Source organism: Paenibacillus sp. NPDC057934, assembly GCF_042887565.1.
In the GTDB taxonomy this organism is placed as follows: Bacteria; Bacillota; Bacilli; order Paenibacillales; family Paenibacillaceae; genus Paenibacillus_AQ.
Map to the genome: position 1 here is coordinate 384,542 of NZ_JBHVPB010000001.1, position 14,531 is coordinate 399,072.

The window sequence follows — 14,531 nt, forward strand, 5'->3', positions numbered from 1 at the left end:
TAACCTGTAAGAACAGATTTTTGAACAACGAACGGTGAAGGGGTTAGGTATTATGAGCAAAATAGTAGTCGTGGACGACGATCTTTTCATTCTGCAGTTGCTCTCCGAGTATTTACGTAAGGAAACCTATGATGTAACCTCCTTTTCCAGCGGCCACAATTTAGTGGAGCATGTCCGAGCCAACACGCCGGACTGTCTGATTCTGGATATCATGATGCCCGGGATCAACGGGCTGAGTCTGTTAACAGAGCTGCGCAGATTTACCGAAATGCCGATCATTATGATCTCTGCGCGGGGTGAAGAGAATGATCGTATCCAGGGGCTGGAGCTCGGTTGCAGTGATTTTCTAAGCAAGCCCTTCAACCCCCGCGAACTGGTAGGCCGGGTTAAAGCGATGCTTCGTCTGGCTAAGTCAGGAGGGGCAGGCGGCATTGCTGCTGCAGAAGAAGCTACTGTGCTTGAGACTAGTGAAAGTATCTACAAATTCGGCAATGTAGAGATTCAGCCAGAGTTCCGCAAAATAACCGTGGGTAACATCTCACTTAGCCTGACTTCGCGAGAATTCGAGCTGCTGATGTTCCTGGCTATGCATATTGAACGTCCCTTTGAACGTGAACATCTGATTCAACAGGTGTGGAAATATGATTTTTTTGGCGATGTGAGGGTGGTGGACGATCTGGTGAAGCGACTCCGTAAAAAGCTGGGCGAACTGAATTCCATGTTGCAGATTGACACCGTATGGGGCTTCGGCTATAAAGCCATAGTGCGGAAGGTGTAGCATGAGGACGATCCGGGCTAAAATGCTGCTCTCCCTGTTCATTGCCATGCTGGTTACCGTCGGAATCACCGTGGTACTGTTTGTACGTCTGATTGATGATATTCTGGTGAACCAAGTGAAGTCCCAACTGCATGTCCAAGCGCTGAAGGCAGCCAGAATCCTGCACGAAGGGGATATCAATGGCCTGAGCAGCACCGAATTTCGTTTTGTCGTGCGAGGTCTGATGATGAATGCCGACTATCTTCTGCTCGACAGCCATAACAAAATTATCGACGCCAGTGATTCCAGACAGGAAGGGAAGACACTGCATGATCCGGTGAGGGCCAGCGAAGGGATCACTACACTCCACGGTAAAAAAGTCCTTTACAATGAGGAGTCGGTAAGAGGACTGCCTTATCGTATTTTTGTTTATTCTCCGCTCTCTTCGCTTAGAGCTTTGTATGGATCGCTGCTGCGGACCACGCTGCTGTCGATTGCCGCGAGCTTTTTTGGTATACTGGTCATCGGACTTCTGACCGTATCCCGGCTCGTTCGCCCATTGAACCGCTTGAAAGAGGCGGTAAGGAGCTACGAACCGAATCGCGCTCAAATCCAGGATTTCCCTGAAGGGGATCGGACCGAGATCGGCGAACTAATCACAACCTTTCATTCCATGTCCGGCCGTATCCGGCTGCATCAACGCAATCAGATTGAATTTTTGCAGAACGTGTCTCATGAATTGAAGACACCGCTGATGTCCATTCACGGCTTTGTATATGCTATTCAAGATCAGGTCGTCTCCCAGGAAGAGGGGCTGAACATTATTACTGTTCAGTCCCAACGGCTTATGAATATGGTCGACAAGCTGCTTCAGCTCTCGCGGCTGGAGGCAGTCGACGAGTATTGGCCCGCCGAAGTACTGGACCTTAGAGACATTGCTGAGGAAGCGGTGCAGCTCCTTCTTCCTGCTGCTGCAGAGAGGAATGTCAGGCTGGAAGTTGAGGGGGCAGGATTTCCAGTGAGGATTCCCGGCGAGCAGTTATTCCGCATTCTGCTCAACCTACTGCAAAATGCCGTCAGACATACATCTAGCCGGGTTAGGGTACGGATTGAAGGGCCTGGAACGGGAACTATCTGGGCTATCCATGTAGAAGATGACGGTCCTGGTCTGAATGACGAGGAGCAAGAAGCTGTATTTCAACGCTTTTATACCGGATCCAATGGTGTAACCGGATTGGGACTCGCGATAAGTAGGGGAATCGCAGCAAGGCTAAATGGCGAATTGAGTTATACGCGTTCATCACTTGGAGGGGCGTGCTTTAGCTTCCTGAAATATGAGGATGATTTTTCTCCGGGCGGATAGATCCGGCATATCATTTAATGGTTAGAGTCCAAAGATTAGAGAGATGGAGGCAAATATAATGGATAACTTTGAGCACATGCTTAACAAATATGCAGAGCTAGTAGTGAAGGTTGGGGTTAATGTACAGCCCGGACAGGTGCTGATGGTGCATGCTCCAATGGAAACCGTAGAGCTGACCCGCCTGATTGTAGGCAAGGCCTATGAAGCGGGAGCGAAATATGTAATTGTGGATTGGGAAGATGAGGCAACAACACGTATCCGTTACGAAAAAGCCTCAGAAGATTCCTTCGATTATTATCCGCAGTGGCAGGCCGATATGATGGAGAAATTTGCTGAAGAGAACGGCGCTATTTTACATATTAAAGTACCTGATCCGGAATTGTTCAATGGAATTGATTCTTCCAAGGTATCAAGAGCTGTTAAAGCGGCTGCTGTTGCACGTAAGAACTATTCTAAATATACCCGTAATAGTAAGATTAGCTGGTCACTTGTCAAAGCTCCAACCCGTGCTTGGGCGAATAAAGTATTTGCTGATCTTCCTGAAGAAGAGCGGATTAATGCCATGTGGGAAGCTGTATTCCAGATGACCCGCGTGGGCAGCGAAGATCCTGTAGCAGCCTGGAGAGAGCATATTGCTGGGTTGAAAGAAAGTCAGGATAGAATGAATGCTAAACGTTATAAAAGCCTGCACTACCGTGCTCCGGGAACGGATCTGCGTGTGGAGCTTCCAGAAGGGCATCTATGGCGTGGAGGTGGCGGTGAGAACGATAATGGCGTATATTTTGTTGCGAATATGCCAACCGAAGAGATTTATTCCATGCCACATCGTACAGGAGTAAATGGTACGGTTGCTAGTACACTTCCTTTGAATCTGAATGGACGTTTGGTTGAAGGACTGTCGTTCACTTTTAAGGATGGTAAGGTGGTGGCCTATGAAGCTGAATCAGGTCGTGAGCATTTGACATCATTGCTTGAGACAGATGAAGGTGCGTCTTATCTTGGAGAAGTGGCACTGGTGCAGCATGATTCGCCAATTTCTCGATTGAACCGGATCTTCTATAATACAGGGATTGATGAGAATGCCTCATGTCATTTTGCGCTCGGAAGCGCCTATCCGGTGAATATTGAAGGGGGCACGAAGCTTAGCAACGAAGAGCTGCTGGCTAGAGGCGCGAACGTCAGCTTGACGCATGTCGACTTCATGATCGGCTCCGCAGAGCTAGACATTGATGGTGAACTAGCGGATGGAACCGTTGAACCTGTATTCCGTAAAGGGAATTGGGTACTGTAAGTTGCTTTGGAAATAAACGTTAAAAAAGATATGGCCGTAAACCTCACCAGTAAAGTGGGTTTACGGCCTTTTTGCTGTTGAGCAGGGCATGCATGCCGTCCAGCTGCCATTCCAGGGCAATAGTGCTGTCCAGTGTCCAATGCTCATTGACATAGTAGGCATGTCCTGATCGAACCGCCTCCAGAGCCTTCCATGCTTCACTGTGCACGATCTGCTGGAAAGTTTCGCGGGCTCCGGGCATATGGCCGCAGACGATAAAAATCCGGTCGGCTTCGTAGTGGGCAAAGCGGTCAGCGGGGATGAACATCCTTGAAGGGGAGACTGCGATCAACTGCTGAAGCGGGAAGGGAACCTCCAGCCCCAGTACGTCATACAACACAGGGCACTCTTCCGGTCGGTACAAATAGATATTGTCATGAACGACATGGAAAAAAACAGCACTTTCCCCTCTGCGGATGCTTGTCCGCGTGCGTTCCTTGAGTTGTCTAGCCTTCAGCCGGTACCGGGTCAGCCAAGCACGGGCCTCCGGCTGCCTTCCCAAAAGCTCGGAGACGTCTTTTAATCCAGCAAAGATATCTACGCGTCGGGTATTTAATTGGACAGTGGGTGCAATCTGTTCCAGACCATCCCTAAACCGGGGATCGGTGTAGTCATTGACAAGAATTAGATCCGGCTGCAGCCGGGCGATTTCGTCCAGACCAGAGGAGGATGTATCAATGCCCTGAATTCCCTCGGTACAGCCGTTATCTAGCCATTTCAGCAGATGCTTTTCTACAGCCAGGGGTTTGGTACCAAGAGAGAGAATGTCGCCCAAATGGGTAAAAGCAACGGTTTTCAATTTCGACTTGCGGCTGCGTATATACTGGCGGGGCGAGGTGCCGACAATTTCTCTGAATCTGCGGTTAAAATAGTACTCGTCCTTATAGCCTACACTATGAGCGATATCACTCAGCGGAGCATCGGACACCAGTAAAATTTCCTTGGCCCGGTTGATTCTGAGCTGTGTAATATATTCGGTCGGATTAAGGCCTGTCAATTGCTTGAACAATTGCCGATATTGCCAGATTCCGATATTGGCTTTCTGCGCCAACTGTTCCACTGTAATGTCATCACCGTAATTTTGCAGCAATTGATCAATGGTTTCTTGTACCGCAAGTAAGGAATTTGGCACGGGCTGAACGTTGTCGTTCTGTTTGAACAGGAAATATAACAGTTCCTGAAAATCCAGATGGGCGCGAAGGGCGTTCAGACCGCTGCGGCTGGTCTGAGGTTCTGATATTTTATGGAGATAATCTAATAATTGAAAGAATGGAGACACCGTAAGCTTCCCCTCGTAAGGAAGTAGAGCAACGGAATTTTGTCCCTGAATTGCCGCAACAAGAGGAGTGAAGATTAATTCGTAATAATTTAACTGTGCATTAGAATCATTGGTGATGCCCACCACCGTGTTCGGGAGAAACAAATAGCAATCGCCTGACTGGAGCCGGCGGTGCTGTCCTTTGAGCTGAAGACTCCCCATACCCTCGGTAACGGCAATCAGTACATAGGTGTTGTCTGGGCAGGTGCTGAATGACGTCCAGTTGGCATCACGCTTCTGTAAGGTCAGTGCCTGCTGAATAAACAGCAGGTCATTCAAAGGAGAGGATTCGGAAGCGCTCATGCAGCAGCCTTCTTTCTAATTGAGAATAATTATCACAATAGTAAAGCAAAAAAAGAAATCCTTCAACCATCTGGCTGAAAGATTTCTTCACGTAATTGCTATATTTGTTTATTTTACAATTTGCGCTTGTGCTTCTTCCAACTGGGCATATAGAGAAGAAGCGTCACCGAGACCCCATTTGTTGGAAACGGTGTAAACCTTGTTATTTTTTACAGCATTCAAAGATTTCCAGACCCCACTTTCTTTCAGCTGCTTAAAGGTAGATTGCGTTAGTTCGCTGTCGTCATCCATCTCCACGAACAGGTTATCGGGGCTATACTTGGGCAGAACTTCAAGCGAAAGGGTCTCAAAGCCGAAGTTCTCGTTCTTATCCAGCAGGGGCTTCATTTCTGGAGTTGGCGTGAAGCCTAGCTGACGGTAAAGAGTATATCCGCCATTGCGGATGCCGGATATGCCCAAATCTTTGCCGGAGATGATGAGCAGCAGCGCCGTTTCACCTTCTTTTACCTTTGGTTCAATAACTTTCTTCACCTCACTGGCTTTGGCATGGTACTGTTCCAGCCAGACTTGAGCTTCCGCTTGTTTGCCCAAAATCTCTGCAAGCTGATTAAAATGGAGGAAAGGGTCTTCCGTCCAGAATGGCAGGGTTATTGTTGGTCCAACTTTGGCTAACTGCTCTCCCTCGCTGGCATCGCCTGTATCATCGGTCAGGATCAGGTCAGGAGCAGCGGCCAGAACATTCTCAAGGCTCACCGGACGGTTGCCAATACTTTTAACTCCGTCCAAGGCCGCGCCGTAAGTATTCTTAGCATAGTCCGTCACATAGGCGGGCTTCACGCCAAGCGCTAACAGATCGCCGGCATATTGGATCGCTACGATATTTTTGGGGTCTACAGGGATGGTAATCTCTTTGCCGTTATAATCCGTATACTGGCGGGTACCACCGGCAGTCCCGGCTGGAGCCTGGGGAGTTGTTGCAGTCTCAGCAGAGGTTGTTGGCGCAGCGGTTGCGGCAGTATCTGATGTTTTTGCTGCGTTGTTGCTCCCCTGGCAAGCTGTTGCAAGCATAGTAAGAAGGAGGAGCCCGGCAAGCAGGGCCACTCTTGATTTTCTGAACATTTTCATCGTTATTTACCCTCCAGTAATGATAATCATTCTCATGAATGACTCTGAATAACTATATTACATCATTACACAGAAGGGAAATGGATAGAAATGAGTTTATTTTGGGATTAAAGTGTGGCGCCATGTCTATGGATTAACGGTGACGGTCATTCCTTTTTTCGGATCAAGATTATTTTTCCATTGAATATTGATAGCATGCGATTTGAAAAGATCTGCGCCGTCCGATACCTGGAAGTGCAGATGAGGTTCACTGGAATTGCCTGAGTTGCCAAGCAGTCCGATGACATCACCCGTTTTCACCTGGTCGCCGGGCTTTACGGTAGCAGAGCCTTTTTTGAGATGGGCCAGATAGCTGTATTCGCCACCGTGATCAATGACTACCACATTGCCTTCAGGATGCTTTTCGTTCATCACTCCGACAGGCACATTATCGGCGATATCATTCACCACGGAGACAACAGTGCCGTCGGCTGGAGCCAGTACATTTTGTCCAAAAGCGTAGTAGCTCTCATTCTTCAGCGGATCGCCTTTAAAGGTGTAATGGTCAACTGCTCGGAAAATGTCATAGGCGTAACGCTGGGCGGCATAGGAGTAGTGTGCATTCTCCATTTGATTGTTCCCGCCCCAGAAGATATACCAGTCTCCGTGCAGGGGCAGCTCATAGGCGATCTTGGTTTTGATCTTGTCGGTATCAGGATGAGTCTCCAGGTAGGTAATGGCCATTTGAAAGATGGTCCCGTTTGGATCGAAAAGGGCCGTAATTCCTTTGTCTCCGGCATCGCTTTTCCAGAAGCGCTGATCTCCGCCATTCAGAAAGCTCGCGTAGCCGGGAGTGAAGGACTTAACGCCTGCTATGAAGGAGGCGGACATCTCGGTGAATTCTTTTTCCGTAATATCTTCTTTAAAAGGGTCGCTGAAACGCTGGTAGATACCGCTGAAATTACCCTTCAACATTTCCTGTGCCAGCGCCTCGGGTTGAACCTCGGATGTGGCTGATTTCTCCGGCTGCTTCTCTATAGATGTGTTGGGACTCGCCGTTGCCTGTTGCTGACCTGTTGAACCTGTCTTCTCCTTATTCTCCACTACCTTTCCTCCTCCACAAGCGGTGAGCAGAACGGCTAACGCTGCTGTTCCCGCTATCATTTTGGTATACCCTATCGTTCGCCTGCCATATCTCTTGTGCTTTTTGTTCATTTCTGTTCCTCCTTGGCTTGTTACTTGCCATCTGTTCTTCTCACACCTTTATTGTAACGGCTTAACTTTTCGGCTTATGTAACGGAGGCTTATCAGTAGCTTAATTTTTAGCAGAGTAGGCCTGTATAAAACGAATAAAAGAAAATAACAAATAGCAAGAAGGAATGAAGGGGAAGGTTTGGAACTGTAAGAGCGGAAGCGTCCGCCTGAAAGCTTTCCGTAGGAAAGCTCCCTTCGGAAGCATACCCTCACCGGATTTCAACCGCTATAAGCGGTTTCTAAAGAAGAAATCTGGGGACAACAGCGGCCGAAAGTCCAAACATTCACCGTAGTGACGATCGAGTCTTACGTTCGAATCTTAAATTCGTCTTATCTAGAAGAATTAAGCTTCTGTTAAGGTGCGAGTCAACACTTCTATGGAATGAATTCATGTTAAGATGAGGAAAGACATGAAGTGTGGGGGAGGACCCGGGATGAATGATGCTTCCATTTTGCTCGTGGATGATGAGGATTCCATTATAGAGCTGATGAAGACCGTACTACGTAAGGAAGGATATACCCATATTGATTCTGCCGGAAGCGGAGAAGAGGCCATTGAAGCCTGTTCCGTGACTACCTATGATTTGATCGTGCTGGATGTGATGCTGCCGGGACGAAGCGGGATTGAGATCTGTCCTTTTCTTAGGCAAAAGACGAATGCACCGATCTTATTCCTATCTGCCCGCGTATCCGACTTTGACAAGCTGACCGGCTTCGCGGTTGGGGGCGATGATTACATAACGAAACCGTTTAATCCGCTGGAGCTGGTCGCGAGGATCAGATCGCAATTGCGTCGTTATCTGGAGAAAACAGCCACAACAGGTACGCCGAGTGATACGGGTAAGGATAGCAGCCAATCGGCGAACGTATATGATTTCGGAAGATTTCAGGTCGATGAAGCCGCCGGAGAGCTAAGGGTAGAGGGGCAAACGGTTGCCTGCCCCGCATTAGTGTTTCAACTATTGCTGTTTATGTGCAAGCATCCTAATCGGCTGTTCACCAAAACGGAGCTGTACGAAAGTGTGTGGGGCGAAGAAGCCTTTTGCGACGACAATACAGTTATGGTTCATATCCACAGAATCAGAGAACGCATTGAACGGGAGCCGTCGAACCCGGTCTTTCTGGTGAATGTAAGAGGAATGGGATACAAGCTCGTACAGGAGAATCAGAGGAGATCCTTGTAAACATGAACATCAAGCGACAATTAACAATGAGATTTGTTCTGCATGCTGTCATTGCTGGCCTGGTCGTGCTTTTGATCGCTGCTTGTACCATCTGGTGGGTGATGGAGCGCATGAATGATGTTAGACTGCAGAACAATTTTTATTCCGTAGGGCTAGAGCGACTCGTGGAGTCTTCCCAGTTTGGGGAGGATGGCGTTATCTTCGATCCTGAACTGCTGGAGCAGGTAAAGAAGAATAACGGCTGGCTGCAAAGCCTCAACGAAGTGGGAGAAGTAGAGAAATCCTACAATACGCCAAGCGATGTGCCCAAGCACTATGCGCCGGGAGAGTTGATTGCGTATTGGCATGGACAAAAGGAATTTCCTTATGGACTGTATTTGTGGATTCAGGAGAAAAACGGCGTGCTCTACACCTTGCTGTACGGCGTTCCCAAAACCTTGGAGCCTTTGCTAAAAAAGCTCACGGAAAGCAGTCCATCCTATTCGGGGGGGAGGCTGCTGCTTCCGGATGACTTAGCCGATCGTATGTATGCTAAAAAAGGATATGTGCAACTGCTTGATACCTCAGGCGCGGAAGTAGCCTCCTTCAACCGCCCCTCATCGGTCCCGGACCATTATAATGTTCAAGAACTAGCGCTGCGCTCAGAGTATGGTGACAGATACGGTTATGATATCTCATCTTCTTATGATGAAGTTACTAGTTTGACTTGGGTAATTGGATTACCCCTTAACGCCAACATTTATTCGGCGCAAGAGTTTTTTATCTCGGCCGAGACTCGTATCATTTGGACTGGCGCAGCGATTATGCTTACTGCAACCCTGATCATCTTTGCCTTGCTTTCTTTTCTGAACGCCCACCGATTTGGTGGCCCCATGCTGCATATGCTAGCCTGGCTGGATTCGCTCGGCAAATCCTCCTTTAAAGAACCGGCTGACCGAAAAGGGCAGCCGCGTAGCCGGATGAAATCTGGCAAATGGAGACGGCGTTATCGCGTGTTCGGAGATGTCATGTTATCCATCGACAAATTGTCGGATAGCTTGCAGCGCGAGCAGGAGACCCGTCGCCAGACGGAGATCTTGCGTGAGGAATGGATTAGCGGGATTACCCATGATTTGAAGACGCCATTGTCCTCTATCAAGGGGTATGCCCATTTACTAGCGGAAGAGGAATATGAATGGTCAGCCGGTGAAGTGCGTAAGTTCTCAGCTATAATGCTGGAGAAATCCGCGCATATGGATACATTGATCAGTGATCTGGCGATCTCCTACCGTATTCGAAACGGCATCACGCCGCCGCTGACCGAAGAGATCGAGCTGAACGGCTGGTTGGCCAATGCGTTGGCTCAAGCCGCAGCCAATCCCGCATACGGCGAGGAGAGAATTATCTATCAAGCTGCTTCCAAAGAGATTAGGGTCTATCTATATACACCTTGGCTGGAGCGGGTCGTGAATAATCTGACAGCCAATGCCTTGCTCCACAATTCTCCCGGCACCAAGCTTACAGTTACCCTTACCGGTGATACGGGGAAGGGCACGATGATTCATTTTAACGATAATGGGCAAGGGATGGATCAGCGAACGGTTAGCAATCTGTTCGAGCGTTACTATCGTGGAGGTAATACGAGCGCTTCAACAGATGGGTCTGGGCTCGGACTTGCTGTCTCCAAAGGGCTCACAGAAGCGATGGGCGGCCGGATTGTTGTGAAGTCGGTCCTTGGCAAAGGGACGTCGATTTGGTTAATTTGGGATCAAAACGAAGCTAATACGAAGCGATATGAATGAACCTGTGGATGCTGTTCCGCAGGTTTTTTATTTTAAAGGATGAATTGTTAGATAATGGTACAATTATTTCTTTGGCTTTGATATCCTAAATTTACTGAGATAACAGAGGGGTAGCACTCATTACTACTTAATTCCATACCTTATAGGGATCTATCTAGTCATGATCCTTGTTTTGCTATTTAGCATTCCGAAAAAGAAAATGCAGTTTATGTACGTTCTACCGATAGCTCTTATACTGTCAATTCTCATGATCTATTTTAATGTCTTTGGTCGAATTTTTGGTGGAATGAACGTTTTTTTGTAGGAGCACTTCAACGTGAGTTGAGTGCTCTTTTTTTCCTTTTCAACGAACAATTTTAGCACGGAAGCACAACGCTGCCTGGTTGCTTTTGGCGCAGATTCCGTTCCCTATGATCTTTGGGCACGAGGCCACACCAATACAGGCACAAGCAGCAGGGCAAGAATTCCTCCGGCTAGAGAAAGGATACTATAGCTGGAGTGGGCCACCACCATTCCGGATAAGGCTCCGCCAGAGGCACCAGCCAGGGCGATTAGGACATCCACAGATCCTTGAACTTTGGCCCGATTGGATGGAGTAGTGGCATCGACTACGAACGCTGTCCCGCTGATCAAGCCGAAGTTCCAGCCCAGTCCAAGCAGGGCCAGAGCGATGATCAGCACGATCGTAGATTGTGCTGGTGCGATGGCTGCCAAGATCCCGGCTAGAAGCAGGGTAACACCCGCGGCAATCGCCATTGCCCTGCGACCAATTTTATCCACTAGCAAGCCTGTTACGAGCGAAGGCAAATACATAGCTCCTACATGAATGCCAATAACAAGCCCTATTTGCCCTAACGCATGTCCATGATGTTTCATATGTACAGGGGTCATGGTCATAATCGCAACCATCACAATTTGCGTTAGGATCATGATGATTGCCCCAATAGCGATCCCGTGTTTATTAACGGATGTAGCTCTTAGTTTTTCTTGAGACTGTTGCAGCTTATCCATACTCTGATGTTCTGCGATGGCTTTAGCTACCAGTAAAGGATCAGGACGCAGGAATATTAAAAATACCAATCCGGCTACAATATAAGCTGCAGCGGCAAGAATGAACGGACCAGCCAGAGCAGGGACTCCCAGCATCGCTGCAAATCTGCCCATAGGTTCAACTAAGTTGGGACCTGCAACCGCGCCAAATGTGGTTGCGACCATAGCTATACTTACCGCTGTAGCCCGTTTCTTCGAATCGGCCAAATCGGTTCCTGCATAACGAGCCTGCAAGTTCGTAGCTGTCCCGGCACCGTAGATGAATAAAGAAATAAATAGTAGTGGAAGATTAGTGGTTAGAGCTGCCAGCACAACGCCAATGGCTCCGAGTCCGCCAGTCAGAAAACCTCCAGCCAGTCCGAGCCGCCGTCCAAACCGTTGCGAGAGTCTGCCAACGATCCACGCTGCAGCGGCAGAACCAAACGTAAAGAGAGCAGTAGGAATCCCTGTGAAGCTATCTGCACCCAGCATTTCCTGGGCGAGCAGCGCTCCTACGGTAATACCGGCAGCCAGTCCCGCGCCCCCAAACATTTGTGATAGCACGACAACGAACAACGACCTTCGATACAAGCGCTGCTGCTCTTCCGGAGACTGAACATATTGTTGCAGTCTGGATGAGTTTGCTTTGGTTGATGCATTAGCATCTATTTCTGTACTCATTGTAACGTTTTCCCCCTGAATTTAATGAAATAGAGAATTACAATCCTCAATAATTCAATTAAATAATTGAATTAAGATCATTATAGGATTGGCACTATTTATTGTCAATTTATTTTCCTCTATTTTCATCCTTCATTATGGTTTAAAATCGCTATAGGATCTTGCGGGACAAAACATACTAAGGTAGTTGGGGTGACCATGGACATTGAAAAGCAACGTTTGAGCATACAAGCAGCGAGACTCTATTATCAGTCTGACTATAGTCAGCAGCAGATTGCCGTCAAAATGGGCTTATCTCGCCCGACCGTCTCCAGACTGCTGCAATATGCCAAGGATCAGGGATACGTGAATATCACAATCATTGATCCCAGTGAGGATCTGGACCTACTCGCCAGCGATTTGAAACGAAAATACGGGCTGGATACCGTTGTCTTGTGCAATTCGCCCACCAATGACGCAGAGGAAATCAAGAAGCATATCAGTAAAAAAGCAGCGGACTATATCCATGAGATTGTACAGGACGGCGATATTATCGGCGTGACTTGGGGCACCACAATGCATGCTGTAGCGCTTCAACTGCATTCCAAGCCTGTAAAGGGTGTGGAAGTTGTTCAATTGAAGGGCGGCGTGAGCCATTCCCAGGTCAACAATTATGCGGCGGAGATTGTTAATCTCTTCGCCGAAGCTTTTCGGACGATCGCGCGCTATTTGCCTCTGCCTGTAATATTTGACAGTGTTGCCGTGAGGACCATGGTAGAGGAGGACAGACATATTCGGCGGATCATCGAGCTTGGTCGCCAAGCGAATATCGCTGCCTTTACAGTGGGGACGGTGGAGGAGGATACACTGCTGTTCCGTCTCGGGTATTTCAATAAGGAAGAGCAGGAATTGCTGCGCCGTACAGGGGCGGGCGATATTTGCTCACGCTTTTTTGATAAGGATGGGATGATTTGCAGTGAAGAGTTAAACAACCGTACGGTCGGTATTGATCTTGCTGAATTGGGCAAAAAAGAGAAGTCCATTCTGGTCGCCGGCGGTCAGCGCAAAACCGAAGCGATCCACGCTGCGCTCACGGGCAGATATGCCAATATTCTGATCACGGACCAGTTCACAGCACAAGCGTTATTGCGCTAAGGGGACGTTCGTTTTTTTAGCATAAGGATATAGGGGCTATACTTTATATGAACGTGTAGATCAGCTCATGAACGTAATTTCATGCGTGTGTTTACAAGTGTTCAAACGCGTGATATGGTAGCATAGACTCAAGAATTGTTCACGGGAAAGGTGATGGAGTAAATGTTGAATTTAGCAGGAATGATTGATCATACGCTTCTGCGTGCAGACGCAACGAAAGCGGAGATTTCGAAGTTGATAGAGGAAGCTAAGAAATATGAATTTGCATCTGTGTGTGTTAATCCGACATGGGTAAGCTATGCTGCTGAAGGGTTGGCTGGTACCAAAGTCAAAGTCTGTACCGTAATCGGATTCCCGCTGGGAGCGAGCACTAGCGCTACTAAGGCTTTTGAAGCGCAAAATGCGATTGCTTCCGGAGCTACTGAGGTGGATATGGTCATCAATATCGGTGCACTGAAAGATGGCGACCATGCTTATGTGGAGCAAGACATCAAAGCTGTAGTCGATGCAGCAGCTGGCAAAGCCATTGTAAAGGTTATTATTGAAACTAGTCTGCTTACGGATGAAGAAAAGGTAATCGCATCTCAATTGTCCGTTAAGGCAGGCGCAGATTTCGTGAAGACATCGACTGGCTTCTCGACGGGTGGTGCTACTGTAGAGGACGTTGCGTTGATGCGCAAGACTGTAGGCGAGAACGTTGGCGTTAAGGCGTCCGGCGGTGTACGTAATCTTCAGGACATGCAGAACATGATCGAAGCGGGCGCTTCCAGAATCGGAGCCAGTTCCGGCGTGAAAATCATGGAAGGCGAGCAGTCCACCTCTTCCTACTAAACCGTTACAATCACAGGTCTGTTCCTACAAGGGACAGGCCTTCTCAGGAGGGAATCATAATGAAAGAACAGTTGATTAAGGAAGCTATAGAAGCACGCAATGCTGCTTATGTACCCTATTCTAAATTTGCAGTGGGAGCCGCGGTTCTTACCGGCGGCAAGAAAGTTTACAAAGGTTGCAATATTGAGAACGCATCCTATGGGCTGACCAATTGTGCAGAACGTACAGCCATCTTCAAAGCAGTCTCCGAGGGAGAGCATGTAATTGAAGCTATTGCTGTAGTGGCGGATACTGAAGGTCCAGTGTCACCGTGTGGTGCCTGTCGTCAAGTGCTGGCCGAATTCTGCGACGAGAATACCAAGATTTATCTGACTAATCTAAACGGAAATACCGAGGAGTGGACCATGGCCAAGCTGTTGCCGGGTGCCTTCCAAGCGGATGATATGAGTAAATAGAGAAGGG

Annotated in this window: 12 protein-coding genes; 8 read left to right on the top strand and 4 right to left on the bottom strand. The window is 48.3% G+C overall.

The features are described from left to right. Window positions 1–52 precede the first annotated feature (52 nt). From ACFVRY_RS01840 to ACFVRY_RS01850, 3 genes are read left to right on the top strand one after another with little or no spacing between them, the layout of a single operon-like run. The gene (locus tag ACFVRY_RS01840; RefSeq protein WP_387496529.1) at window positions 53–778 is read left to right on the top strand and encodes a response regulator transcription factor; all 726 of its coding nucleotides are present in this window, start codon (window positions 53–55) and stop codon (window positions 776–778) included. A gap of 1 nt (window position 779) precedes the next feature. Next, window positions 780–2,120, top strand: coding sequence for a sensor histidine kinase (locus ACFVRY_RS01845; RefSeq protein WP_387496532.1), 1,341 nt, complete (start codon window positions 780–782; stop codon window positions 2,118–2,120). Window positions 2,121–2,178: 58 nt separating this feature from the next. Next, on the top strand, window positions 2,179–3,411 hold the full coding sequence (locus ACFVRY_RS01850) for an aminopeptidase (RefSeq protein ID WP_387496534.1): 1,233 nt from the start codon (window positions 2,179–2,181) through the stop codon (window positions 3,409–3,411). 43 nt (window positions 3,412–3,454) lie between these two features. Here ACFVRY_RS01850 and ACFVRY_RS01855 read toward each other — a convergent pair whose 3' ends face one another. From ACFVRY_RS01855 to ACFVRY_RS01865, 3 genes are all read right to left on the bottom strand, one after another. Continuing rightward, a complete protein-coding gene (locus ACFVRY_RS01855) occupies window positions 3,455–5,071 on the bottom strand; it encodes a helix-turn-helix domain-containing protein (protein ID WP_387496537.1) in 1,617 nt (538 codons plus the stop codon). Between the two features lie 108 nt (window positions 5,072–5,179). Further along, window positions 5,180–6,196 carry an ABC transporter substrate-binding protein gene (locus ACFVRY_RS01860; RefSeq protein ID WP_387496540.1) on the bottom strand — a complete coding sequence of 339 codons (1,017 nt, stop codon included), beginning with the start codon at window positions 6,194–6,196 and terminating at the stop codon, window positions 5,180–5,182. Window positions 6,197–6,322: 126 nt separating this feature from the next. Next, on the bottom strand, window positions 6,323–7,390 hold the full coding sequence (locus ACFVRY_RS01865) for a M23 family metallopeptidase (RefSeq protein ID WP_387496543.1): 1,068 nt from the start codon (window positions 7,388–7,390) through the stop codon (window positions 6,323–6,325). A gap of 473 nt (window positions 7,391–7,863) precedes the next feature. Here ACFVRY_RS01865 and ACFVRY_RS01870 point away from each other — a divergent pair, with 473 nt between their 5' ends. After that, on the top strand, window positions 7,864–8,613 hold the full coding sequence (locus ACFVRY_RS01870) for a response regulator transcription factor (protein WP_387496546.1): 750 nt from the start codon (window positions 7,864–7,866) through the stop codon (window positions 8,611–8,613). Between the two features lie 2 nt (window positions 8,614–8,615). Beyond that, window positions 8,616–10,394 (top strand): sensor histidine kinase, encoded by a 1,779-nt coding sequence (locus ACFVRY_RS01875; protein ID WP_387496548.1) that lies wholly within the window; start codon window positions 8,616–8,618, stop codon window positions 10,392–10,394. Between the two features lie 408 nt (window positions 10,395–10,802). Here ACFVRY_RS01875 and ACFVRY_RS01880 read toward each other — a convergent pair whose 3' ends face one another. After that, entirely contained in the window at window positions 10,803–12,104 is a 1,302-nt protein-coding gene (locus ACFVRY_RS01880; protein ID WP_387496550.1) for an MFS transporter, read from the bottom strand. Window positions 12,105–12,302: 198 nt separating this feature from the next. Here ACFVRY_RS01880 and ACFVRY_RS01885 point away from each other — a divergent pair, with 198 nt between their 5' ends. The 3 genes from ACFVRY_RS01885 (at window position 12,303) to ACFVRY_RS01895 (ending at window position 14,524) form a co-directional block, all read left to right on the top strand. Then, complete coding sequence (locus ACFVRY_RS01885) at window positions 12,303–13,238, top strand: DNA-binding transcriptional repressor DeoR (protein WP_387496553.1); 936 nt, start codon at window positions 12,303–12,305, stop codon at window positions 13,236–13,238. Between the two features lie 165 nt (window positions 13,239–13,403). After that, a complete protein-coding gene (gene deoC, locus ACFVRY_RS01890) occupies window positions 13,404–14,069 on the top strand; it encodes a deoxyribose-phosphate aldolase (protein ID WP_387497723.1) in 666 nt (221 codons plus the stop codon). A 53-nt stretch (window positions 14,070–14,122) separates the two neighbouring features. Beyond that, a complete protein-coding gene (locus ACFVRY_RS01895; RefSeq protein ID WP_387497725.1) occupies window positions 14,123–14,524 on the top strand; it encodes a cytidine deaminase in 402 nt (133 codons plus the stop codon). The last annotated feature ends 7 nt before the right edge of the window (window positions 14,525–14,531 follow it).

Coding starts and splice junctions, on each gene's coding strand:
- ACFVRY_RS01840 (WP_387496529.1), top strand. CDS start 53: ATGAGCAAAATAGTAGTCGTGGACGACGATCTTTTCATTCTGCAGTTG.
- ACFVRY_RS01845 (WP_387496532.1), top strand. CDS start 780: ATGAGGACGATCCGGGCTAAAATGCTGCTCTCCCTGTTCATTGCCATG.
- ACFVRY_RS01850 (WP_387496534.1), top strand. CDS start 2,179: ATGGATAACTTTGAGCACATGCTTAACAAATATGCAGAGCTAGTAGTG.
- ACFVRY_RS01855 (WP_387496537.1), bottom strand. CDS start 5,071: ATGAGCGCTTCCGAATCCTCTCCTTTGAATGACCTGCTGTTTATTCAG.
- ACFVRY_RS01860 (WP_387496540.1), bottom strand. CDS start 6,196: ATGAAAATGTTCAGAAAATCAAGAGTGGCCCTGCTTGCCGGGCTCCTC.
- ACFVRY_RS01865 (WP_387496543.1), bottom strand. CDS start 7,390: ATGAACAAAAAGCACAAGAGATATGGCAGGCGAACGATAGGGTATACC.
- ACFVRY_RS01870 (WP_387496546.1), top strand. CDS start 7,864: ATGAATGATGCTTCCATTTTGCTCGTGGATGATGAGGATTCCATTATA.
- ACFVRY_RS01875 (WP_387496548.1), top strand. CDS start 8,616: ATGAACATCAAGCGACAATTAACAATGAGATTTGTTCTGCATGCTGTC.
- ACFVRY_RS01880 (WP_387496550.1), bottom strand. CDS start 12,104: ATGAGTACAGAAATAGATGCTAATGCATCAACCAAAGCAAACTCATCC.
- ACFVRY_RS01885 (WP_387496553.1), top strand. CDS start 12,303: ATGGACATTGAAAAGCAACGTTTGAGCATACAAGCAGCGAGACTCTAT.